Annotated in this window: 19 protein-coding genes; 7 read left to right on the top strand and 12 right to left on the bottom strand. The window is 56.3% G+C overall.

From position 1 onward, the window contains the following. Positions 1 to 137: 137 nt before the first annotated feature. From AABO57_26560 to AABO57_26505, 12 genes are all read right to left on the bottom strand, one after another. On the bottom strand, positions 138 to 680 hold the full coding sequence (locus tag AABO57_26560; GenBank protein ID MEK6289290.1) for a DUF3341 domain-containing protein: 543 nt from the start codon (positions 678 to 680) through the stop codon (positions 138 to 140). Beyond that, a complete protein-coding gene (nrfD, locus tag AABO57_26555) occupies positions 667 to 2,037 on the bottom strand; it encodes an NrfD/PsrC family molybdoenzyme membrane anchor subunit (GenBank protein MEK6289289.1) in 1,371 nt (456 codons plus the stop codon). The genes AABO57_26560 and nrfD overlap by 14 nt, the downstream gene beginning before the upstream one ends. Before the next feature lie 38 nt (positions 2,038 to 2,075). Further along, the gene (locus tag AABO57_26550; GenBank protein MEK6289288.1) at positions 2,076 to 5,015 is read right to left on the bottom strand and encodes a 4Fe-4S dicluster domain-containing protein; all 2,940 of its coding nucleotides are present in this window, start codon (positions 5,013 to 5,015) and stop codon (positions 2,076 to 2,078) included. Between the two features lie 111 nt (positions 5,016 to 5,126). Beyond that, positions 5,127 to 5,714 (bottom strand): cytochrome c3 family protein, encoded by a 588-nt coding sequence (locus AABO57_26545; protein ID MEK6289287.1) that lies wholly within the window; start codon positions 5,712 to 5,714, stop codon positions 5,127 to 5,129. A 4-nt stretch (positions 5,715 to 5,718) separates the two neighbouring features. After that, positions 5,719 to 6,495 carry a respiratory nitrate reductase subunit gamma gene (gene narI / locus AABO57_26540; protein MEK6289286.1) on the bottom strand — a complete coding sequence of 259 codons (777 nt, stop codon included), beginning with the start codon at positions 6,493 to 6,495 and terminating at the stop codon, positions 5,719 to 5,721. Positions 6,496 to 6,604: 109 nt separating this feature from the next. Continuing rightward, positions 6,605 to 7,195, bottom strand: coding sequence for a nitrate reductase molybdenum cofactor assembly chaperone (gene narJ, locus AABO57_26535; GenBank protein MEK6289285.1), 591 nt, complete (start codon positions 7,193 to 7,195; stop codon positions 6,605 to 6,607). A gap of 18 nt (positions 7,196 to 7,213) precedes the next feature. Further along, a complete protein-coding gene (locus tag AABO57_26530; GenBank protein ID MEK6289284.1) occupies positions 7,214 to 7,741 on the bottom strand; it encodes a hypothetical protein in 528 nt (175 codons plus the stop codon). A gap of 99 nt (positions 7,742 to 7,840) precedes the next feature. Further along, positions 7,841 to 9,334 (bottom strand): nitrate reductase subunit beta, encoded by a 1,494-nt coding sequence (narH, locus tag AABO57_26525; protein MEK6289283.1) that lies wholly within the window; start codon positions 9,332 to 9,334, stop codon positions 7,841 to 7,843. A 226-nt stretch (positions 9,335 to 9,560) separates the two neighbouring features. Next, positions 9,561 to 13,289 (bottom strand): nitrate reductase subunit alpha, encoded by a 3,729-nt coding sequence (locus AABO57_26520; protein ID MEK6289282.1) that lies wholly within the window; start codon positions 13,287 to 13,289, stop codon positions 9,561 to 9,563. Between the two features lie 106 nt (positions 13,290 to 13,395). After that, the gene (locus tag AABO57_26515; GenBank protein ID MEK6289281.1) at positions 13,396 to 14,283 is read right to left on the bottom strand and encodes a c-type cytochrome; all 888 of its coding nucleotides are present in this window, start codon (positions 14,281 to 14,283) and stop codon (positions 13,396 to 13,398) included. A 28-nt stretch (positions 14,284 to 14,311) separates the two neighbouring features. Beyond that, positions 14,312 to 14,749, bottom strand: a complete 438-nt coding sequence (locus AABO57_26510) for an Rrf2 family transcriptional regulator (protein ID MEK6289280.1) — start codon at positions 14,747 to 14,749, stop codon at positions 14,312 to 14,314. A 308-nt stretch (positions 14,750 to 15,057) separates the two neighbouring features. Next, positions 15,058 to 15,372: a hypothetical protein gene (locus tag AABO57_26505; protein ID MEK6289279.1), complete on the bottom strand. Its 315-nt coding sequence runs from the start codon at positions 15,370 to 15,372 to the stop codon at positions 15,058 to 15,060. Between the two features lie 131 nt (positions 15,373 to 15,503). Between AABO57_26505 and AABO57_26500 the strand changes: the two genes are divergently transcribed. The 7 genes from AABO57_26500 to AABO57_26470 all read left to right on the top strand — a co-directional run bounded on the left by AABO57_26500 (position 15,504) and on the right by AABO57_26470 (position 22,018). Continuing rightward, the gene (locus AABO57_26500) at positions 15,504 to 16,181 is read left to right on the top strand and encodes a LuxR C-terminal-related transcriptional regulator (protein ID MEK6289278.1); all 678 of its coding nucleotides are present in this window, start codon (positions 15,504 to 15,506) and stop codon (positions 16,179 to 16,181) included. Positions 16,182 to 16,188: 7 nt separating this feature from the next. Then, complete coding sequence (locus AABO57_26495) at positions 16,189 to 16,317, top strand: hypothetical protein (GenBank protein ID MEK6289277.1); 129 nt, start codon at positions 16,189 to 16,191, stop codon at positions 16,315 to 16,317. A gap of 624 nt (positions 16,318 to 16,941) precedes the next feature. After that, the gene (locus AABO57_26490) at positions 16,942 to 17,451 is read left to right on the top strand and encodes a hypothetical protein (GenBank protein MEK6289276.1); all 510 of its coding nucleotides are present in this window, start codon (positions 16,942 to 16,944) and stop codon (positions 17,449 to 17,451) included. Between the two features lie 163 nt (positions 17,452 to 17,614). After that, the gene (locus tag AABO57_26485) at positions 17,615 to 17,911 is read left to right on the top strand and encodes a hypothetical protein (protein ID MEK6289275.1); all 297 of its coding nucleotides are present in this window, start codon (positions 17,615 to 17,617) and stop codon (positions 17,909 to 17,911) included. 349 nt (positions 17,912 to 18,260) lie between these two features. Beyond that, entirely contained in the window at positions 18,261 to 19,448 is a 1,188-nt protein-coding gene (locus tag AABO57_26480) for a site-specific integrase (protein MEK6289274.1), read from the top strand. 639 nt (positions 19,449 to 20,087) lie between these two features. Continuing rightward, positions 20,088 to 20,903, top strand: coding sequence for a ParA family protein (locus AABO57_26475; protein ID MEK6289273.1), 816 nt, complete (start codon positions 20,088 to 20,090; stop codon positions 20,901 to 20,903). An 8-nt stretch (positions 20,904 to 20,911) separates the two neighbouring features. Next, positions 20,912 to 22,018, top strand: a complete 1,107-nt coding sequence (locus AABO57_26470; protein MEK6289272.1) for a helix-turn-helix domain-containing protein — start codon at positions 20,912 to 20,914, stop codon at positions 22,016 to 22,018. The last annotated feature ends 34 nt before the right edge of the window (positions 22,019 to 22,052 follow it).

Here is a 22,052-nt window from a genome sequence, read left to right as displayed (position 1 = left end):
CCCAAAACATTCGCCGCTATTACTACACCAACCCCAACACCTCCTTGTCGGCACGCCCCCCTGGCGCCCCCGCTCTCCGGTTAAAACAAAAAACTAAACCAACGAGGGGCGGCCACGGAGGGCCGCCCCTACATGCCCTAAACGAACTGATCCCCCTCGATTACCTTGATCGCGCCGTGTTTGGCGAACAGCTTCATAGCTCGGCTCACGTCGAACGAGGCGTCGGACTGCTTCAACACGATCACGAAACGGTCATCCGTCACGCGGCTGAACACCAATCGCTTGCTGAACAGCCAGAGTCGATTCCGCACCAGCAACACGCCGATCGCGATCAGACCTGAGAACAACACCGTCAACTCAAAGGTCACCGGGATGAACAGCGGAAACGAATTGAACGGCTTGCCTCCGACGTTCAGGGGCCAGTCATAAGCCGAGGTCCACACCTGCAACCCAAGCCCGAATATCAACCCGATCGCTCCCGCTATCAGTGCGATCCACGTCAACCGCGAGCGCTTCAACCCGGCGGCCTGATCCATGCCGTGCACCGGAAACGGCGTGTACACGTCGTGGATCTCAAAGCCCGATGCGCGAGCTTCCAAGACTGCAGAGAACAGCTCTTCTTCGTTTCTGAACACCGCTGCCGTGTACCTGCTGTTCGCTTGCGCTTTATCGTCGCGCATAATGGAGCACCCCCTTCACTTCGCTCATCGAGATCGCCGGGAAGAGTCTCAAGAAGAGCAGGAACAGCGTGAAGAACAGCCCGAAGCTGCCCAGTAGAATCCCAACCTCGGTGACTGTAGGCGTGTACATCGCCCAACTCGACGGCAGAAAATCCCGATGCAACGAAGTCACAATGATCACGAAACGCTCGAACCACATTCCGACGTTGACCAGTATCGACAGCACAAAGATCACCGGAATCGTCGTGCGAACTCGCTTAAACCAAAACAACTGCGGCACGATCGCATTGCAGGTCACCATCGTCCAGTAGGCCCACGCGTACGGCCCGAGCCCTCGGTTGAGGATCACAAACATCTCGTTCGGATTGCCGCTGTAGAACCCAATAAAGACTTCGGTCAGATACGCAATCGTCACGATCGAGCCTGTCAGCAGAGTCACCTTGCACATGTTCTCGAGGTGACGCTCCGTGATGTATTGTTCGAGGTGCATGAGCTTGCGCACCAGGATCATCAACGTCATCACCATCGCGAATCCCGAAAACACCGCGCCCGCAACGAAGTAGGGCGGAAAGATCGTCGAGTGCCATCCTGGTATCAACGAAGTCGCGAAGTCGAAGCTCACGATGCTGTGGACTGACAGCACCAGCGGAGTCGCCAGTGCCGCCAGCACCAGGTAAACCGTCTCGTATCGGGACCACGTTCGATTCGACCCGTTCCATCCAAGGCTGAAGATGCGATACAGCCCTCGCTTGAACTTCGAGACTGTTCGATCGCGCGCGGTCGCCAGATCAGGCACGAGGCCGAGATACCAAAACACCAGCGAGATCGTGAAGTAAGTCGAGATCGCGAAGAAGTCCCACACCAGCGGCGAACGGAAGTTCACCCACAAGGACCCGCGCGCATTTGGATAGGGCAGAATCCAGTAGAACAACCACGGCCTTCCCATGTGGATAACCGGAAACAACCCCGCGCACATCACGGCTATCAGCGTCATCGCTTCAGCCGAGCGATTAACCGACGTGCGCCACTTCTGATTGAACAAGAAAAGAACCGCCGAAATGAACGTGCCCGCGTGACCGATCCCGATCCAGAATACGAAGTTGGTTATGTCAAACGCCCAGCCGATTGTCTTGTTCAATCCCCACGTCCCGATGCCAGTCGTGACGGTGTAGGTAGTCGCGATTGCGCCCACGATGAGCAAACAGAACGAAACTGAGAAGGCGATCCACCAGCCGGCGCCCGGCTTGTTATCGAGCAGCTTGCAGATGTCGGTCGTGACCTCGCTGTAGCTTTTCTCGCCTTCGATCAAGGGCTGACGAAGGCTCGAGACAGCCTGGTGCTCTAGTGCGAGTTTCATCTCGCCGTGATCGGAATGCTTGATGGCGACTGCCATGGTTATGCCTCAACCTCCCCGCTGTTTCGCACTTTAGCCAGGTAGCTGATTTGGGGTCGAAGGTTCAGCTCTTCAAGGAGAAGGTAGTCGCGCTCGTCGTGCTTCAGTTTGCCTACCTTGCTCTCATCGTCGACAAGATCGCCGAAGGTTATCGCGCGAGCCGGACAGCTCTGCTGACACGCGGTCTGAATCTCGCCGTCGCGAATGCTGCGACCCTCATTGCGCGCGTGAATCTTGGCTTGTTCGATTCGCTGCACGCAGAAGGTGCACTTCTCCATAACGCCTCGGCTGCGTACGGTCACGTCAGGATTCAGCGCGAGATTCGCGATCGGATCGGCGTGTTGATTCTCAAACCAGTTGAAGCGCCGCACCTTGTACGGGCAATTGTTCTCACAGTAGCGCGTGCCGACGCAGCGGTTGTAGACCTGCATGTTCAAGCCTTCGCTGCTGTGCACCGTAGCGAGCACCGGGCACACGCTCTCGCACGAAGCGTTGTCGCATTGATTGCACAACACCGGTTGATAAGCGACCGTCGGGTTGTCATCCGAACCGAGCGTGTAGCGGTCGAGCCTTATCCAATGCATCTCGCGCTGGCGGCGAACCTCGTCTTTGCCGACCACGGGAACGTTGTTTTCAGCTTGGCAGCTCAAGATGCAGGCCGAGCAACCTATGCAGGCGTTCAGGTCAACGACCATCGCCCACTTGTGCTCGCCGTATTGGTAATCTTTCCAGATGCTCTTCGACTCTTTGAGATGTTCTTCGGCCTTGTGTTCTTTCAGGTAATCGTCGAGCGTGAACTGTTTGATAAGCGGCCGCCCGCCGAGCGTCTGATGAAGCTGGGTAGAAGCAAGCTGAACCTTGGCCGCGGTCTTCTCGAGCGTGATTCCCGCCGTTTGGTATTGAAACGTCCCGTTATCGAACCGGACCAGCGGATACGCGCTCACGCCGATGTTGTTGCCCGCCTTGCCGGCGCTCGTTCGTCCGTAGCCCAGCGCGATGGCGACGCAGTCGTCGTGCTGTCCTGGTTGAATGTGTACTGGAAGCTCGATCGTAGTTGCCGGGTTCGATATGCGAACGATCGTTCCTTCTTCAAGCTCAAGCTTCCCGGCGAGCTTCGGAGAAACGCACGCGTAGTTGTCCCAGGTGATCTTGCTGATCGGATCGGGCAGCTCGTGCAGCCACGGGTTGTTCGCGTGAGTCCCGTCGCGAAGCCCGATCTTCTCGTAGAACAACGCTGCCAGCTTGCTCTCGTAATCCGCAGACCGCGCCCTCAATCTTTCGACCGATTTGCCCATCTGATCTGTGGCAAAGGACGGTTGTTCCGCCGACTGCGTTTGCAATACAGCAAAGCCGTCTTGAAGCGAGTGGTCCCAGAACCCATCAAAGGTCGCGTGCGTCTTTTGCTGCGTGAAGAGCTTCTCATTCCACGACTGACGAAGCACGTCGTAGAACGGACGCCCGTCGCCGCTCCATCTGAGCAGGCTCTCTTGATAGGCCCGCGTCTGAAACAGCGGAGCGATTGTCGGCTGGTTCAAGCTAAGGACACCGCGCACCGGCTCGGCATCGTCCCACGTTTCGAGGAAGTGATGCTGTGGGCAAACGTAATCGACCAGCCTCGAAGTCTCATCAAGCGTCGGATTCAACGAGATCTTCAGCGGGACCTTTGCAAGCGCGTTCGTGAACTCTTCGCTGGCGTAATAGTCGTAAGCCGGATTCACTCCGGATATGATCAGCGCGCCGACCTCGCCCGCGTTCATCTCGCGCACAAGCTCGACCATCTCCTGATCGGCGCCTTGCTTCTGCTCGCTGGGCGCATTCAGGTCGAGCGTTCTACCGTAATTGCCCAGCGCTTGATTGATAGCATTGACCACGCATTGGACATCGATATCGTTTGAGCCGCTGATAACCAAAGACTGGCCGTGAAGCTTCAGGAGTTCGTTCGCAGTTTGCTGAACCGCTTCACGCACGCGCGGGCTGATGCGCGAGTCATCGATCGTCGCGAATGCCGAGCTACTTGCATCGTTCGCGGCGATGAGCTTCGCCAGCAGCAGCAACGCGTCGATCTCTTCGAAAGGCGAAACCTTCACGCGTGTGTCGGCATTGCTGCCGGTCAGCGACATCAATGATTCGAACTGAACGTGGCGCAACATCTCGCGGCGTCCTTCGCGGAGGTCGCGCGCGGTCGAGTACCCGCGTGTGAACTGAGTAGGCGCGATCCACGTTCCGAGGAAATCAGCGCCAAAGCTCACGACCAGTTTCGCTCGGTCGAATCGGTATTGCGGCATCGCGGCGGCCTTGTGAGTGCGCGCGTGAGCTTCTCGTATGGCCGCGGTGGAGACCGCTTCGTAGACGATGTGTTTTCCATCCTTGAATTGACTCAGAAACTTTGCGATTGCTTCTCGCGAAGTAGGACTCGTGATCGTCCCGGTGAGCACGCGGACTTTTTCGCCGGTCTTCTGTGTCGCGGCGAGGATGTCGATGATCTGACGATCAACGTCCGCCCACGTAGCCGGCTTCGAGCCGATCAGCGGCTGCCTTAGGCGATCCGAATCGTAAAGGCCGAAAACCATTCCGTGAGCCACCGCGCACAGACCGCCGCCGTTTAGCGGATGTTCGGGATTGCCTTCGATCTTGATCGGCCGGCCGTCGCGAACTTTGACCAACACTCCGCAACCGGCGCTGCAGCCGGCGCACGTGGAAGCAAACCAACTCGCAACGCCGGGAGTGAACTCGACTGGTTGTTTCAGGTACGGAATGATCTTCTGTTCGGGCGCGCGGCAACTGGTGAATGCGAGCGCCGCAGCCGAGAAACCGATCATTTCAATGAAGGTTCGCCTTGACACTCCAGAGCGGGGCAACCGCGATGAGTCAATATTGACGAGCTGCGGCACGTCGTCCGCGTCTTGTTGCTGGAATCTCTTCCAAAGCTTTTCGCCGCTCATTTTTGACCTTGTAAGGGCGGCACTCTGTGGCCGCCCCTCCATGCTGAGGCTTGCGCTGGTCGGCCGAGGAGGGGCGGCCACGGAGGGCCGCCCCTACATGCCCGCCAGCGTTCAGTGGTGACAAACCGAACAATCAGTCGAAGCCATCAATCTCTTCGGCGTCGCCTCGCGTGAAATCACCGGCTTGCCGTTCTCATCCAAAGTCACCTCGCGATGAGTCCTGTGACACGTCACGCACATTCCCATCGAAAGCGTCTCGAACTGCGAGACTCGCTCCATCGTCTCGATCGCGCCGTGGCATTGCTGGCACTTGATACCGGCCGCGGCGTGGCGGCTGTGATCGAAGCGCGCGTGATCCGGCAGACTATGCACTCTCACCCACTCGATCGGTCTGTTGTCCGCTAGCGCCTGCGTGATCTTCTGAATCTCGGGCGAGTCCTTCTTGATCTGCAAGTGGCAGTTCATACACGTCGAAGCGGCCGGGATGCCTGCGACCTTGGACTTCTCGGCGGCCGAGTGACAGTACAAACACTGAATCTGGATATCGCCCGCGTGAACCTTGTGCGAAAAAGCAATCGGCTGTGCCGGCTCGTAGCCCTGCTGATTGCCGAGCCAAGTGAACGTCGCGCCCTGCAGCAGCACGATCGCGCCGGCTATGGTCACGAGCAGTGAGATTATTTTTGCCGTCCTTAAGCTCATCCTCTTACCTCGTGAAAGCCGGACTGCTCTTGGCTGGCCTTTCGCTCGCCGGCACTATCACCTCGGCAGGAGCGGGTCTCGGTCGCGGAGCCTGGCCACGAATGCGTTTGCGGTTCCAGTTCCAGATCACAAGCTGATAAGGGCGCCACAGATAGTGAATCGGCACGACGAGCATGTGAACCAAGCGCGAGAAACCAAAAACCGCCACCAGCACCCACGCGTTCAGGAAGTGCGCCTTCACCACCATGGGCAGCGGCGCGATCATCGCCACGTCAGGTTGAAGCGTGAACAGCGAGCGCAGATAAGGCACCGCCGAAGCCGCGTACCACGCCGAACCCCAGCGATAGAAGATCGCGGTGTAGACACCGAGCACGACTTGAATCAAAAGAAGAAGCAGCACGACCACATCCATCAGCGAAGTCACTGCGCGAACGCGAGCCGAGATATGCCGGCGCACGATCAGGTTCACGATGCCGACCAGACACATCAGTCCGAACAGCAGCGCGGTGCTTTCGAGGATATACAGCCTCAGCGGAACGCTGTTGAACAACAGCACACTCTTTGGAAACACAAAGCCGATCAGGTGGCCGGCCAACACTCCGAGTATGCCGATGTGAAATGGCACCGACCCGTAGAACAGCTCGCCGCCTTCGAGGAACTGCGACGACAGGCTCGAGTAGGTGAAGCCCTTCTTGAAATACCGCTGCGCCGTGACGACGACCGCGAGAATGATCACGGTGTAGGGAAACATGACGAAGAGTAGATTATCGAGGTTAAGCATCATCACTCCCAACGTTCGTAGTTCGGCCTTCAGGCGGAAGTTCGTACCTGGCGGAGAATTTGCGCTACGAACTTCCGCCTGAAGGCCGAACTACGAACTCCATTAACCCTCACCGGGCCGGCGCCTTCGCCGAAATGCGATAAAGCTCGGGGATCTCTTCACCCGGCGCAAGCTGGCAGCGTGCGCTACCTTCCGGTACTTCGTTCTTTAGCGCATTGCTGATGACCTCGATCAGGTCCCGATACGGATTCTCGGTTTGGCTGAGGGCTTCAAGCATCTTGCCCAGCGCCGGAATCAGAATCTCACCGATCAGCGCTAGTCGCAGTTCTTCATCCTCGAGCTTCGCGAGCAACCGGAGCAGCACGGGCAAGTGGTCGGGCAACTGATTCGCCTGGCCCAGTTCGTACGGCGCTTCCGTCTCACGAAGCTTCGCCAACAACTCGCCGCGTTTGTAGTTCTCGCCGAACAGGTGATAGCCGATATCGAGCGTGCAGACCGGATTCAGATCGAACGTCTGCGTGTACAGTTCCTGCAGCTTGTCGATCGAGAGATCCTTGACCTTCCGGCGGAACCTGATGAACTGCACCGCGACGTCGGGCTCCTGAATAGTCAACCATTGTTTGCAACGATCGAGACGCGTGTTCCAATCTTCGCCAGGGTACTCGAGCGAGCTCGCAAGAATTTCGTAGAGATGATTCATAGTGCTCCAAAGAAACAGTTACGGTTCGGGGGCGCTCGGCAGCGACCACAGCCCCGTTGACACGTTGAGCTTGTGACAGTGCGTACATTCCCCCTGGTTCACCGTCAGGAAGTGGTTTTCCTCCCCTCCGGTCAGATGGATTTTGTGCAGCATCTGCGCGAAGGGGGGCGCCGTTGTCGACTTCTTACTGTGGCACGTCAGGCAGCCCGCGGGGATGTTCTTGAGTGCGAAAGCGGCGACCGGGTGTTTACCCTTCAAGGTGACGCCAGTCGGGGCGGTGGCTTGCGCCTTGGCAAGGAGCGCCGGTTCCACCTTGTTATTCCACCCCTTCATCAGCGAACTGATTCTGGCGTCCAGGTTCATCTCAGGGTGATTGGTGTGGCAGTCCACGCAGCCACGGGGAAAGGCATCCTCAGTTGTGATGCCCGGGATCTTTCGCGCGGGCGGCGACGCCTGCGCAGACGTAGGCTTATCCTGACCCACGGCTGAGAAAACCGCAGACGAGATCGATAAGGCTATGACTAGCAGCGAAAGTATCTTGATCATCGTTACCCTCCCAGGAAAAGTCCGACAAACTTCAGTTTGTCGCGAGTCCTTAAGTCGGCGATCAGCGAGTGACAAACTGAAGTTTGTCGGACATCGAGCTTATGCGCCCCTTACAGGTAACTCACGAAAGCCCAACCCGACCTCGCCCTTCTCTGCCCACGTATCGTCGTTCAGCATTTGCATCGCTTCTTCGCGATGAGAAGGCGGTATCACGTACCTCTCGTCCATCGTGGCCAGCGAAGTCAGCCGGTATATTTGCTCCGCCTCTTCTTCGGAAGTGTTCACTTGCTCGAGGGCGCGCTTCACCGTCGCATGGTCTATATCGCCGACCGTTTCCATGCGCTTGAATAGTCGAATCGCGTATTGCTTCTTCAGCGCATATTGCACGAGGTCCACGTTGCCGCCCGAGAACAGCTTCGCCATGTACTCCATCGGGAGCCGCGACTTCTCGATCGGGCTGAACAGCTCTTTGTTTGAAGCGTCGTAGAGTCCGTCCTCGCTCTTGGCCATCACCGGCAACAGAGGCGGCACGTAGAAGAGCATCGGCAGCGTGCGGAACTCGGCGTGCAGCGGCAACGCGAGGTTCCACTCCTTGACGTACCGGTAGACCGGCGAGCGCTGGGCGGCTTCAATTGCGCCCTCATCGATCCCGTTCTTCATAGCCTCGGCAATCACTTCGCGATCGAATGGATCGAGGATCAAATCGCGCTGAGCTTCGACCAGTTTGTCGTCGGGGACCTTCATCGCATCGAGCAAGCGGTCGGCGTCATACAACAGGGCGCCCAGATAACGAATCCTTCCAACGCACGAGTGGAAGCATGCAGGCGCCTGGCCGGTCTCGAGCCTCGGGAAGCACAGGATGCACTTTTCCGATTTGCCAGTTGACCAGTTGTAGAAAGTCTTCTTGTACGGGCAAGCGGTCACGCACATGCGCCAACCTCGGCAGACCTCTTGATTGATTAGCACGATGCCGTCTTCGCCGCGTTTGTAGATCGCCCCTGACGGGCACGCCGCGACGCACGCCGCGTTCAAGCAGTGATTGCAGATGCGAGGCAGATAGAAGAACACCAGACGTTCGATCTCGAACAGCTCGGCGCGTTGCTCCTCGGTGAGCGCTTCGAGATTTGGATCGTTCGCGGCGTAAATAGGCGAGCCGCCGAGATCATCATCCCAGTTCGGCCCGGCTTCGACGTTCATGTACTTGCCGGTGACCATTGAGATCGGACGAGCAGTCGGCTGATCGGCGCCTTCGGGCGCATTGAACAGGTCTTCGTACTTGTAGGTCCACGGCTCGTAGTAATCGTCGAGCTTGGGCAGGTACGGATTGTGAAAGATGTTCAGCACTCGCAGGACGCGGCCCCCCATCTTGAGATCGGGCTGCCCGTTCTTCTGCTCCCACCCGCCTTTGTACTTGGTCTGATCTTCCCACGCGGTCGGGTAGCCGGTGCCGGGTTTGGTTTCGACGTTGTTCCACCACATGTACTCGGCGCCTTTGCGATCGGTCCAAACATTCTTGCAAGCGATCGAGCACGTGTGGCAGCCGATACACTTGTCAAGGTGAAACACCATTGAAATCTGTAAGCGAACGTCCATCTTTATCTCCTTGGAGCCTCATCCACAGATAAACGCAGATAACACAGATAGAAATGGGGGAAGGGGACAAGCCGTAGCGCCGGCGACCTCTTTCTCGTGGTACCTGTTTTCATCTGCCTTCGTCCGTGGTCCTTGCCTTCCTTCTCATTCAAGAACACCGCAAGCACGTTTCTTCCTTTGCTATTGTCCTTCTGCGTTGATCTGTGTCATCTGTGGATCATTCCTCTTACCAGCTCACCTTCTCGAGTTTGCGCACCAGCACAAAAGTGTCGCGGTTCACTCCGGTCGGGCCCCAGTAGTTGAAGTGATAAGTGAATTGCCCGTACCCTCCGACCATCAGGTTCGGCTTCAACCGGATTCGCGTCAGGCTGTTGTGTCCGCCTGCGCGACGATTGCCGCGCATCGGCGACTTCGGCACCGACAGCGTTCTTTCGGGCGAGTGGTATTGAATGCACACGCCTTTCGGAATTCGGGCGCTCACAACGGCTCGCGTGCAGACGACGCCGTTGTCGTTGTAGACCTCGACCCAGTCGTTGTCCCTGATGTCTATGTCAGCGGCGTCCTCGTCGTTCATCCACACCGGCTCACAGCCTCGCGACAACGTCATCATGCGATGGTTGTCCGAAAACGTAGAGTGAATGTGCCACTTGCCGTGAGGCGTCAGGTAATTGAGCGCTTTCGTCTTGCCTTCTTTGGTGCTGTTCTTCAGATCGCCATAAGCGGCGGGCTTCGGCGAAGGCTTGTAAGTCGGCAAGTTCTCGCCGAACGCGATGTAGCCTTCGTGATCTAGATAGAACTGCTGCCGGCCCGTGAGCGTCCGCCACGGCACCAGCCGCTCGTAGTTGTAAGTGAAGGCCGAGTAAGCTCGCCCATCGTGCATGAGGCCGGACCACATCGGGCTGTTCAACAACCGCCGCGGCTGTGCCTGCAAGTCACGATAGGTCGCGCGCGCGTGGCGGCTCTTCTCCGCAAGATCGGCGAGCGGGCGGCCGACTTTCTTCTCGACGAATTGATACGCGCGATAAGCAAGCTCGCCGTTCGTCTCGGGCGCGAAATGAAGAATCATGTTCGCCGCGTCTTCTGCGCGCTTGAGCGAAGGATACTTGTTGCCGTTCCACTGTTCGATCGTGTGCTGTTGCGACTCGACTACTTCGTCGTAGAAGTCTTCGATCGCGTACTTCACACCGTGAGCGCCCATGCCGTTCTTTCTCGCCAGCGGGCCGAGCGAGATGAACTGGTTGTAGAGGTTCACGTAGTCGCGTTCGACCAGAGTGAAGTGGCCCATCGTCTTTCCGGGTATCGGCTCGCACTCGCCTTTGCCCCAGTCTTTGATATCCGGCTGCGCCATCTCGTCGGGGGTGTCATGCGCGAGCGGCGTCGCGACCAAGTCTCTGATAGGAGCCGGGAGATGCTTTGCCGACATCTCGCTGACGCGCTTTGCGAGGCCGCGGAAGATGTCCCAGTCGCTCTTGGATTCCCAGCACGGCGGCACGGCTTCCGACAGCGGATGAATAAACGAGTGCATGTCCGTCGAGTTCAGATCAGCCTTTTCGTACCAGGTCGCGGCGGGCAGAACGATGTCCGAGTAAAGCGCGGATGTGTCCATTCGGAAATTCAGATCGACGACGAGGTCCATCTTTCCCTGCGGAGCTTCGGACTTCATGTCGACATCCTTCACCGTTCCTTCGGCGCACTCGTCGGCGATGTCGTTGTGATGAGTTCCAAGATAGTGCTTCAGGAAAAACTCGTGACCCTTAGCGCTGGCCATCAACGCGTTGCCGCGCCAGATGAACCACACACGAGGCCAGTTCGCTTTCGAGCTTGGCTTCTCGACCGAGAGCGGAAGCTTTTTCTGCTGAATCTGGCGAACAACGTGGTCGATGATCTCTTGATCGGTCTTTGCGCCTGATTTGACCGCCTCTTGAACGACCAGCGGATTCGGCTTGTTGAACTGCGGATAAAAAGGAAGCCAGCCGCATCGCACCGCTTTGGCTTGCATGTCGATTGTGTGCCCGCTTGCGAAGCTACGGTCGCCGTTCTGCGGGCCATCTTGCGGGACGGGGTGATAGTCGGTGAACTCGCCTTCGTAGCGCCACTGTTCGCTGTGGACGTAGTGCCACGACGGCGCGTTCTGCAAGCGCACCGCGTTAACCCAGTCGCGCGCGAATGCGATGTTGCTCCACGGCGCGACCGGCGCAAGCTTCTCCTGACCAACGTAGTGGTTTAATCCTCCTCCGTTCTTGCCCACGCATCCGCACAGCATCAGCGCCGTGATCGCCGAGCGGTAAATCAGATTGTTGTGATACCAGTGATTGACCCCCGCGCCGATGATGACCGAGCACTTGCCTTCGGTCTTCGCCGCGGTCGAAGCCCACTCGCGCGCGAACTTGATGACGGTCTCTTTTGAAACGCCGGTCCACTGCTCCTGCCAGGCAGGGGTGTATGAGAGGCGCGTATCGTTGTAGTCTTCGGGATAGTCGCCGGCGAGTCCTCGGCTCACACCGAACTGCGCCATCAATAGATCGTAGACCGTCGTGACCAGGACCTTGCCGTCTTCGGTCTCGATCCACTTGGCGGGGACTGATCGCCGGAAGGTCTCATCCGCTCCAAACTCGAGGAACGAAACTTCGACGACGACGTCAGGGTTATCGATGAAGCTCAACTGCGGATCGATCTCCGAGCCGTCGGACGGGTCTTTGAACTCGAGGTTCCATTTGCCTTGGGTCTGACCCCAGCGATGACCTACGGAACCGCCGGGCATTCGAGCTTGATTCGAAATCGAATCGTAGACGAGGAATTTCCAATCGCCGTTCTCTTCGTCTTTGTACTTCGCAAGTTTGTTCGCGCGAAGGAGTCGGCCAGGCTTGTAGGAGTTTGTAGTACCGCCTTCAGGCGGAAAGTTTGTACCTTCGAACTCAACCGATTGTTTGTGACCGCCGTACGAACTTCCGCCTGAAGGCGGTACTACGAACTTTTCGAGCTTCACTAGAAATGGCGAATCGCTGTATCGCTTGACGTAGTCGAGAAAGTACGGCGTCTTCTTCTCGACGTGAAACTCTTTGAGGATGACGTGATTCACCGCCATCCAAAACGGCCCGTCCTGCCCTGCGTGAAGCGGAATCCACTGGTCGGCGTACTTCGACACCTGGCTGAAGTCCGGCGCGAGAACCACCATCTTCGTTCCGTTGTGACGCGACTCGGCGGCGAAGTGGCAATCCGGCGTGCGGGTCATGTTCAGGTTCGATCCCATCACCGCGAGAAACTTCGAGTTGTACCAATCGGCGCTTTCGGCGACGTCGGTCTGCTCGCCCCAGACTTCGGGCGACGCGGGAGGAAGATCACAGTACCAATCGTAGAAGCTCAGGTTCACCCCGCCGAGCAGTTGAAGGAATCTCGAGCCGGCGGCGTAGCTCAAGAAAGACATCGCGGGAATCGGAGAGAAGCCGACGATACGATCGGAGCCGTGCTTCTTGATTGTGTAAATGACCGAAGCGGCGATGATCTCTTGCATCTCTTCCCAACTGCCGCGCCGGAACCCGCCCTTGCCGCGAGCGCGTTGATAGCGAGAGCGTGACTCGTCGTCGGTGACGATGGACTCCCATGCGTCGACAGGATCTTCGAATTCTTCTTTGGCCTTGCGCCACAGATCGAGCAGCGCGCCTCGAATGTACGGGTACTTCACGCGAATCGGGCTGTAGAGGTACCACGAATACGAAATGCCTCGCTGACAGCCGCGCGGTTCGTATGGAGGCAGGCCGTCCTCGAGCAGCGGGTAGTCGAGCGCTTGCATCTCCCAGGTCACGATGCCCTGCTTGACGTAAATGTTCCAACTGCATCCGCCGGTGCAGTTGACGCCGTGAGTGCTGCGGATCACTTTGTCGTGCTGCCAGCGGTTGCGATAGAACTCTTCCCAGGAGCGCGTCTCAGGGCTGATTATGTCTTTGATCCAGTTCACTGTTTCCTCCGGAAAAAACGGTTCAGGGTTCAGGGTTCAGAGTTCCGAGTTGAACCACGAACCCGGAACCCTGAACCACGAACCCTGAACCCTGAACCCTGAACCTTCATCTCTTATGCCTCTTGTGACTCTTTGCGGCCGCGCTTACAATCGGCTCGCGCACGCCCTGAAGCCGATTCCGCCAGATCAAACTGAACGACCACACCGAGAGCAACGTCAGAAAGAAGCCAACCACCACGAACCACGGATCGAGCCGGACGATTCCCGGGTTCATCTGCGCTGCCGGTTGAGTCAGCTTGGCGTTCTGAAAATAGGCGAACAGTCGGACGATCTCTTCGTCGGCAAGCGGGCGCGTTCCGAACACGCTCTTCATCGTCGGGAAGTTGGGATTCTGGAGAATCCCGATCAGCTCCGGGTCTTTGTACTTCGTGTTGACAGCAGTCAAATCAGGGCCGAGCGTTCCACCGCCCAGTGTGGCGACTCCGTTTACGTTGTGACACGAGATGCACGCAGTGCCCTCACTTTCAAGTGGCGCGCTTCCGGTGAACAGCGCGAGTCCGGCATCGATGTCGGATGGAACGATCGGCCTGGCGAGTTTCGCGCCCGCGGGCACGAAGGTTTCGTTCTTCTTCGAGAGATCCTCGATCAACGCCAGGATCGCGTCGATCTGGTCCGGGGTCGTCGCCTGATCAGGCATGACTTCGGGAGCGTACTTCTTAAACAGCTCGGCCGCCGCAGGATCGCCGTTGCGATTCATACTTGCGGGCGAGGCGATGTACTGGTGCAGCCATTCGCGAGTCCGTCGCGAGGTGACGCCTTTGAGGTCGGGGCCTTTCTTGTCTCCGCCGCCGATGTTGTGGCAGCTATAGCAGCTCTTCTCGAACAGCGTAGCGGCGGGCGACGGAGCTTGTGTCTGCGCCGATACGACGGCGAGCGATGCGACAACGAATGTGCTTAACACCACCAATTTGAATCTAGTCTTCGCGTCTGACATAAGTCCGCTCCGGTTTTTGTCTCCGTCGCTATGTGTCCGAAACGCCAGCCTGCTGATGAGTTGAAGCAGAGGCGGCTACTTCGGAGATCGTCTTGGTTTGCATCAGCCCAACCAACCCGCTTCGCAGCTTCTGCCAGTCTTCGTGCAGCGCGCACGATGACTCAGGATCACATGGGCCGCATCCCAATATGCACGCATCCAGATAAGGGTCCGGCTCCAACAGTCGAAATACCTCCCACAGCGTTATGGTCTGAGGCGGCCGCGCCAATTCGTATCCTCCGTGAATCCCCTTGACCGAGCGCAACAGCCGATGGCGGCGAAGCTCACCGAGCACCTTGCGCAAGTAGACCGGCGGAATGTGCTCGTGTTCGGCGATCTCTTGAAGGCCACACAGCCCGGTATGGGGGTGCTTGGCCAGATAGGCCAGCGCGCGGATTCCATAACCTGTAGCCTTTGAGAAGATCATCTTGAGCCCGACTTTCCGGCCCGAATTTTCCAGCGCGAGTTTCCAGCCGTTTCTACAAGCGTACTTCTTTGTCCCTTATGATCACTTGTCTCCGTTCGGAGGACAATAATCAGGCCTAATCATTTTGATGATTGGATTGTAAAGAGGCGGGCTTGATGTGTACGTGCTCGAGGCGCGCAAAGTCGTGGCATTGTAAGAGTAGTCGTAAAGAAAGCAGCCTAGCGTCCATCCGCGCCGGCCCGTACGGTCGGCGCCTAACGTCGAGGTAAACGATCCGTGTTGAGCGAGTTGTTAGCTCAGAGTAGTAGCTACCACTCGATGTAGATCCCCTTGCATTCGCCCTTCCTCCATTGTCCGATGCAGATTGCCCGTAAGGCTTGGCCACCACGAGGTAGTCCGAGCCGCTTGCCGCGAATAGAAGCGGGGTCCACTTCAAACACTCCCGGAGCCACCTCTTTACCCGCGGTTTTCAGATCCACTACTGGCGATTTCTCAGTTACAGTTCCTGCTTGTATGGTGAGGTCGGGCAGACGGCGATCCGCCTGAGGATTGGCAACACTCGCACAGACGAGCACAGCGACCAGCGGGAACAGCTTTCTAAGATTGACGATTCTACCTTTCATATTCTTCCTCCGGGTTCGACAAGATGAGGACGTATTTCTCAGTTAGTTTTCCCTTTGCCTGCGAAGCCTCGATTGCGCAGTATGATTGCCTTTTCCCGGCCTTTAAACAATAATCAAGGCACATCAAATAAGTGGTCAGGTTGCTCATGCGGCTTCGCGAGATCAAAGACCTGGTGGAGAGCACTTCGGACGCGGCTTTTGCCGTCGACGGGGTCGGCCACATGGCCGCCTGGAACATCGCGGCTGAAGCAATGTTTGGCCTGACCGCGGCCGATGCGATCGGCAAGACGTGCGGCGAGATCATTCAGGGAATGGATGAATGCGGTCCCGTGTGCTCAGCCGACTGCAGCGTCCAGCAGGCCGTTCGCAATCACCATCCAGTCAGCAACTTCGATCTTCACATTCAGACAGCAAGCGGCAGGCAATGGTGCAATGTCTCTGTGCTGATCGCCGATGAAGCCAACACCACGCTGCCTTACTCAATACACATCGTTCGTCAAATCGATGTTCGCAAGCGGCTCGAGCTGCTCGTACGCGATTTTGTCGTCACGGGCACGGGGCTCGCCCCGGAGCTAGCTACCACTTTGATCTCTTCAACTCGGGCGCCCGCTCGTGAAACGGAACTCTCTGATCGCGAAGTCAGCGTGCTCAGACTCCTGGCTAAGGGCGTTACAACAACGGCCGTAGCTGAGCAGCTTCACATCAGCCGAACCACCGTCAACAATCACATCCAACACATCCTGCGAAAGCTAGACGTCCACACTCGCCTGGAAGCAATTCGCCGTGCTGAACACGCCGGGCTGATATAGTCTCGATATGAGATCGTTGACTCGGTTGCTGAAAGTCTTAACATTGCTTTCCTTCACAACCGTTATGCTGGCGAGCGCAGCGATCAACGCGATTGCTCAGACTTCGCCCGCGCAGCAAGGCATTCGCAATGTTTGAGACTCGCTTACTCGCGGGAGGTGAGGTCCCCGATATTATTAGACGGTGAGGCGCCTAAGATTTGCCGCTAAAAATACCGCAGTGTTCGGGAAAGCGTCAACGAGTCTCAAGGGTACAAGCTTGAGGGTACAAACGGAGAGCAGACATTAAAGAGTCTACTCCCGCCTATTGTGAGTATAAGTATGGCTACTCGTGTGTTTCTGAGAAATACCGGAAGATCCTTCTTGGAGGTAGCCCTGCCTGCCTTTTGACTTAAGTTACGTAGCTATTTCCTGGTGACACTAATGCTCGCTTATGAGGCGTTATGCGCAATGCGGTCCGCGCGGTAGTCTTTGTCGGTATCATGTACGTTGCAGGATCGCCGTCTGGGATATAGGATTGCGGCGTCGCGAGATTGTTAATTCATTCGGGCCATTCGGCCCAGCCGAGAGGCAACAGGCCTGCATGCGGACGGCGCGGACGTACTGCTGTGTGACTTATGTGAATTCCGGGATTTGGAATTCAAACTCGAATGTCAAACCGGCTCGTAATGTATCCTTCATACCGGTCCCTACTTCCTCAATTCGCACCAGCGTATGCCCGCACCCGCGATGAAGGGACTCCGCTAACCCGTCTACGGACAGGGTGAACTCCAGACAGGGGGAAGTAGTGTTTAGGATTGCCATCCTAGTAAATGAGAATGAGGCCGCACATTCCGCTTTCGCGGACACCCTTGGAGTTCTCAAGCGTCCAGTTGCACTTGGCGACCAGAAACTGGACACTTACCGATTCTTCGCCTTCGACAAGTACAATATCCACCGCATGTTTCTTCGCGACGGCGAGAACTACTTAACCACCTTCGACAGCTTGATTGTCGCCACCAACGCCACAAACAACATCGAGGTGCTTCAGGCCCTGCGTTCCAATGCTTCGCTTGTAGAAGAGTTCCTGCGCATTGGACGAGGAATTCTGGTCTGCTCCCAGAAGAAGCTAAGTCAAAAGTTCGGGGAGAAAGCCCGCATCACAGGGTTTCTCCCCGAACGATACGAGTATGGTCTCTACGATAGGCCTGAAAGCTCGTCTGCGGAAGGCCTCATGACCGAGTCGGTCCCGTCCGATCCACTTTTCTCCTATCCAAACGTTGTCACAGCATGAGTTGATCGAGCATCGTTGTACGAACAACTCGTTCATGGCTCACAAGTACCGATCGCACATTGTGCCAAGACATCCATCGCAATTTATCACACTCCTTGTCGATTCTCAGGCACCACCCGTGCCCGAAGCTCTGCGCGCGAGCCTTGACCCAAGTAGAGCGGTAATGCTCCGAACCGGAAGCACTACTGAACGTCTGGTCGTCACCTCTATGGCACTCGACTGGGCCGGTCACGAGGAATTGCTGGAGAACATCCTCGTGTACATAACTGAGGGAACGAGCCAGATCGCCGTCTTGAGGCGCAGGGGCAGCAACTCTGACAAGGCCATTGATGCATACGTGGTTCGCGCACGGGTTGCGAAGACCCCGGTGCGTGAGTATTTCGATGTCGCGCCAGATTTGGTCGTGAGCAGTTCTTGGTCGTTGGGTGTGAAGCGATTGTCCGCTAGACTAGCGGAATGAAAGCGCGTAGGTTCCGGCCCATTCAGCTTGGGCCTCCTTTTTTTACGGGCCTTTCGGCCGCCACAACCAGGTCCGCGAATAACTTTTTTGAACGCTGAGCAGGAAAGCGCGAGGAAGATTTGACGATTGATTAACTGACCGAATAACTGACCAAAGCGAGAAATATGGAGCCAGCGAAGGGACTCGAACCCTTGACCTCCGGTTTACGAAAACAGCGCTCCACCGTTCCTCGGTGTATTCACCACTGTGCACCTGTCAACTTTCTCAGTATTTCTACTTGTTTCCTTATTCCCAGGTTTGCTATTGTTCTCCTCGAATCGCAGTGAATAGGTGAATGAAAAGGTGAACGATGCCACGATATAGAACAGGCTGCGCATTAGCGAGAAAGATCAAGAAAGGCAAGAAGACGCATAAGGTCTGGTACGCCCGGATCGAATATATCGATGATTCGGGCATGAAGCGACGGATCGAACGAAAGCCCGCCTACAATAGCGAAGGAAGCGCAAGGGACAAAGCGCGTGAAATGCTCGCCAAGCTGGACAGTGACAATAAGGCGTTTGATGCTCATGCGATGACGTTTGTGCAACTTGCGGATCACTACCAGAAGACGTATCTGGTGGAACCGGAGTACAGGGACGGGCGCAAGATCGCCGGGCTGCGTTCAAAGTATGATTTAGAGAAACGGCTGGTACCTCTAAAGGCGTTCTTCGGCGGGAAGAGAGTGCGTGCCGTCACTCACGGCGACCTGGAGCAGTACAAAACAAATCGTCTGAAGACCCCAGTCGTGATAGGAAGAAACACGAGAGGAACTAAGGAGAAAGGCAGCCCCAAAGAGCGCGATCGGTCAATTGCAACAGTACATCGAGAGTTGTCATTCTTGCGGCGCATTTTGAATGTGGCAGTCTCAAACGGTTGGCTTCAAAAGAACCCTTTTGAAATGGGCCGGTCTCTCATTAACCCTGGCGACGAGAAGCCGAGAGAACGGATACTGACCCGAGAGGAGGAAACTCGACTCTTGGCCGGCTGCGTCGAGGCGAAAGCACATTTGAGAGCCATATTGATCTGCGCCCTTGATACGGGGATGCGACGTGGTGAGATATTTAAGCTCAAATGGTCTGATATTGATTTTGAAAACGGATTGATTACGATCCGGGCTTTCAATACGAAAATCATGAGGGAACGCCAGGTCGCGATGACTTCTCGGTTGATATCAGAGTTGTTGCCACTTTTGGAGTGTGCCGAGCCGGACGCCTTGGTGTTCAACGTGAAAACGAGTGTCAAGACAGCGTTCGACAAACTAAAGAAAAAAATAGGGCTCGCTGATTTGAGATTTCACGATCTTCGGCACACTCACGCCACACGGTTGGTGTCCAAACAACTCCCCTTGGCGGAGGTGGGCAGGATGCTGGGGCATACGCAGGCGAATACGACCTTCCGTTACGTGAACGCGAATGTGGAGACCGCAAGGCGCGCTGCCGCGATGTTGGACGAGTACAATAGTCCCCCGACTGAGGCAGCGCCTACAGCAGTTCATTAGAAGCATTTCCTTTGCCGTCGTACTGAGCGGGCGGCTCTCCTTTTCGTCAAACTTTGACTTCAGTTCTCAATGCGCGCTCGCGATGTTCTTCGCTCCGATTTCTTGTCGTTGCGATTTTTCTTGATGACAGAATGTCTATGTGCTAACTTGCTGACACAAGCGCAGACCGAGAAGCACCATGAGAATCTGCGCATCGTCCTTCCATAGGAAAGAGTTCAATCACAATTTCGAAAGGACTTTTCTTATGGCTACGAACGTTCCAAAGCTCACCTACTCAGTTCCTGAAGTCTGCGAAGCGCTTCAAATCTCACGAACAACATTGTGGAAGCTTGTTCGATCGCGACGACTAAAACCCGTTCGCATAGGTCGCCGAGTTCTGTTCAGTCTGAAGGCTGTTGACGAGTTTCTGAACGGCGACAGCAGCAGCGCCCACAGATCCAGATAGCCAGTGAATAAGGTCTGTTCATTTTCGTCGTCGTAGGACTCGAAAGCGGCGCGCAGGCAGGGTTCGCTAACCTGACTCGGTGGCGCACCGGTCTGCGAGAGAGCTTCGAACTCTTCGAGCGTGAACATTGCCGCGCTCAAGAACTCGGCGTTGGGCAAGACTTGTGCGGGCTGAAGACAAGAGAGGCCTGAACGATGAAAGTCATTGCAGTCGCGAACCAGAAAGGCGGCGTTGGTAAGACGACGGTTACTAGGGAGTTGTCCGCTTGTTGCGCGCTTCGAGGCTATCAAACGCTCGTAATCGATTGCGATCCACAAGCTAATTTGACTGCGAGTTGGGTTGAACCGGACATCTACAACATCACGCTCTCTCACGTTCTGATTGAACCGGAGGCGCAGGCGGGCATAAAGCTGGAACCGAGAGATCTCGATGATGCCATCGTCGAGAGTCCGCTTACTAATCTCGACCTGGTCCCCGCGGATATACGCCTTGCAAGACTCGAAATGCAGCCGGACTATCTTGCCCACCGCCTGACTAAACAGATTAGAGAGCACGCGTCCGGTTACGATCTTGTGTTTATCGATTGCCCCCCGCAGCTCGGCAAGCTACTCACTGCCGCTCTGTACTCGGCGCATTACGTTTTGGTTCCCTGCGCTGCTGATGCCATGGGGCTCCAAGGCTTAGCCGACCTTGCCTATACGATCGAGCAGGTCCGCAAGAACGTTAACTCGGACTTAGGAATGCTTGGCGCCGTAATCAACCTCTACAAACCACAACGGAACCTTTCGGCCGAGTCCCGAGCGGCCGTTGAGGCGGCAATCGCTTTAGTAAGCCATGTATTCGATACCAACCTGCACGATTATTCCAAAATCGCTGAAGCACCCTCACAAAAGTTGCCGGCTGTCATGTATGCCGAGAAGCACCGGGCGGCAGATCAGCTCTGGAGCTTGACGGATGAAATACTGGACCGTCTCGAGATGAGCAGAAACAAACTCGCCGCTGTGAAGTGAGGCCGCGAATGCCAGAACGAAAACAGAAGAAGGAACCAGCATCGCTCCGAACGCCCCACCCCAAGAAACTTGGTCTTTCTGTACCGCCTCTACTGCGACTCCCTCATGAGGAACTCATACGGCCTCAACAACCGCCCAACGAAAGCCCAGAAGCTCAAAAACTGGGCCGCCTCCGTTCCTCCCCAACTGCTCAAGAGGAGGAACTGGAGGTTAACCAGGGAAGCTCAACAAGCCTATCCGATGAAGCAAAAGATGCAGACCTCGTAAGCCTTGCAGATTCTGCAAGGCTTGCAAAAACCGATACGTTTGGTCTGCAAAATGCTAGCCTTGCAAATCCTGCTAGGCTTGCAAGTGCTGCACGCCTACCGGCGCAGCGTACTCTGACAAGCCTTATGGATTCGCTGCCTGAGATTGCGGGCTTCACGAAGTTACATCATCAGGTCGTCGATCACCTTTATTGCCAGCTCTCACCAAAAGAGCAGATCGTTCATATCCAGCTCTACAGATTATCGTGGGGCAGAGGATGCCCTAACTGTTTGATAAGCCTACCGAGACTTGCCCGGCGCTCGAATCTGAGTCCGAGGAGCACCTCAGATGCCATAGACTTGTTGCAGAGCAAGGGCCTCGTCCGAAGGGGAGCGATGATCTCAGGGAAAGGAAAAGACCAGGGCATAGAATACTGGGTTACTCCAGCGTCGGCCCCTGCAAAAGCTGCAAGCCTTGCAATTTCTGCAAGCCAAGCAAGAATTGCAAGCCATGCAGAATCCGGTCGCAGTATAGAATATAAAGAAGAAACAATTCATGAAGAACACACACAAACACAGGCTTGTGTGGGTGTGGTATCGAGATTCACCCTAGAGGAATGTCGTCGATATGCAAACCACCTTCAGAAAACAGGACAGGGAATTGTCAACCCTGGAGGTTTCGCCAGAACCATCCATCGAACAGGCGAAGCCGATACCCTCATAGAGTTTTATCTCACCCCGCAGCCGCAACGATCCGATATAAGCCGGTGCCCTGACTGCAATGGCCAAGGCTTCAAGGTCATCGAAAAGGATGGTCGGGAAGGCGCCGCAAAATGCAAGCACGAGCGACTGGAACAAAAGAAGTCTTGATGGCTGATCAAAAGGAGCATGGGGGGCGCGGTCA

The organism is Acidobacteriota bacterium (genome assembly GCA_038040445.1).
Classification (GTDB): Bacteria; Acidobacteriota; Blastocatellia; order UBA7656; family UBA7656; genus Onstottus_A; species Onstottus_A frigus.
Note: the sequence above shows the minus strand (reverse complement) of the source record. Positions and strands in the feature narration are given on the sequence as shown.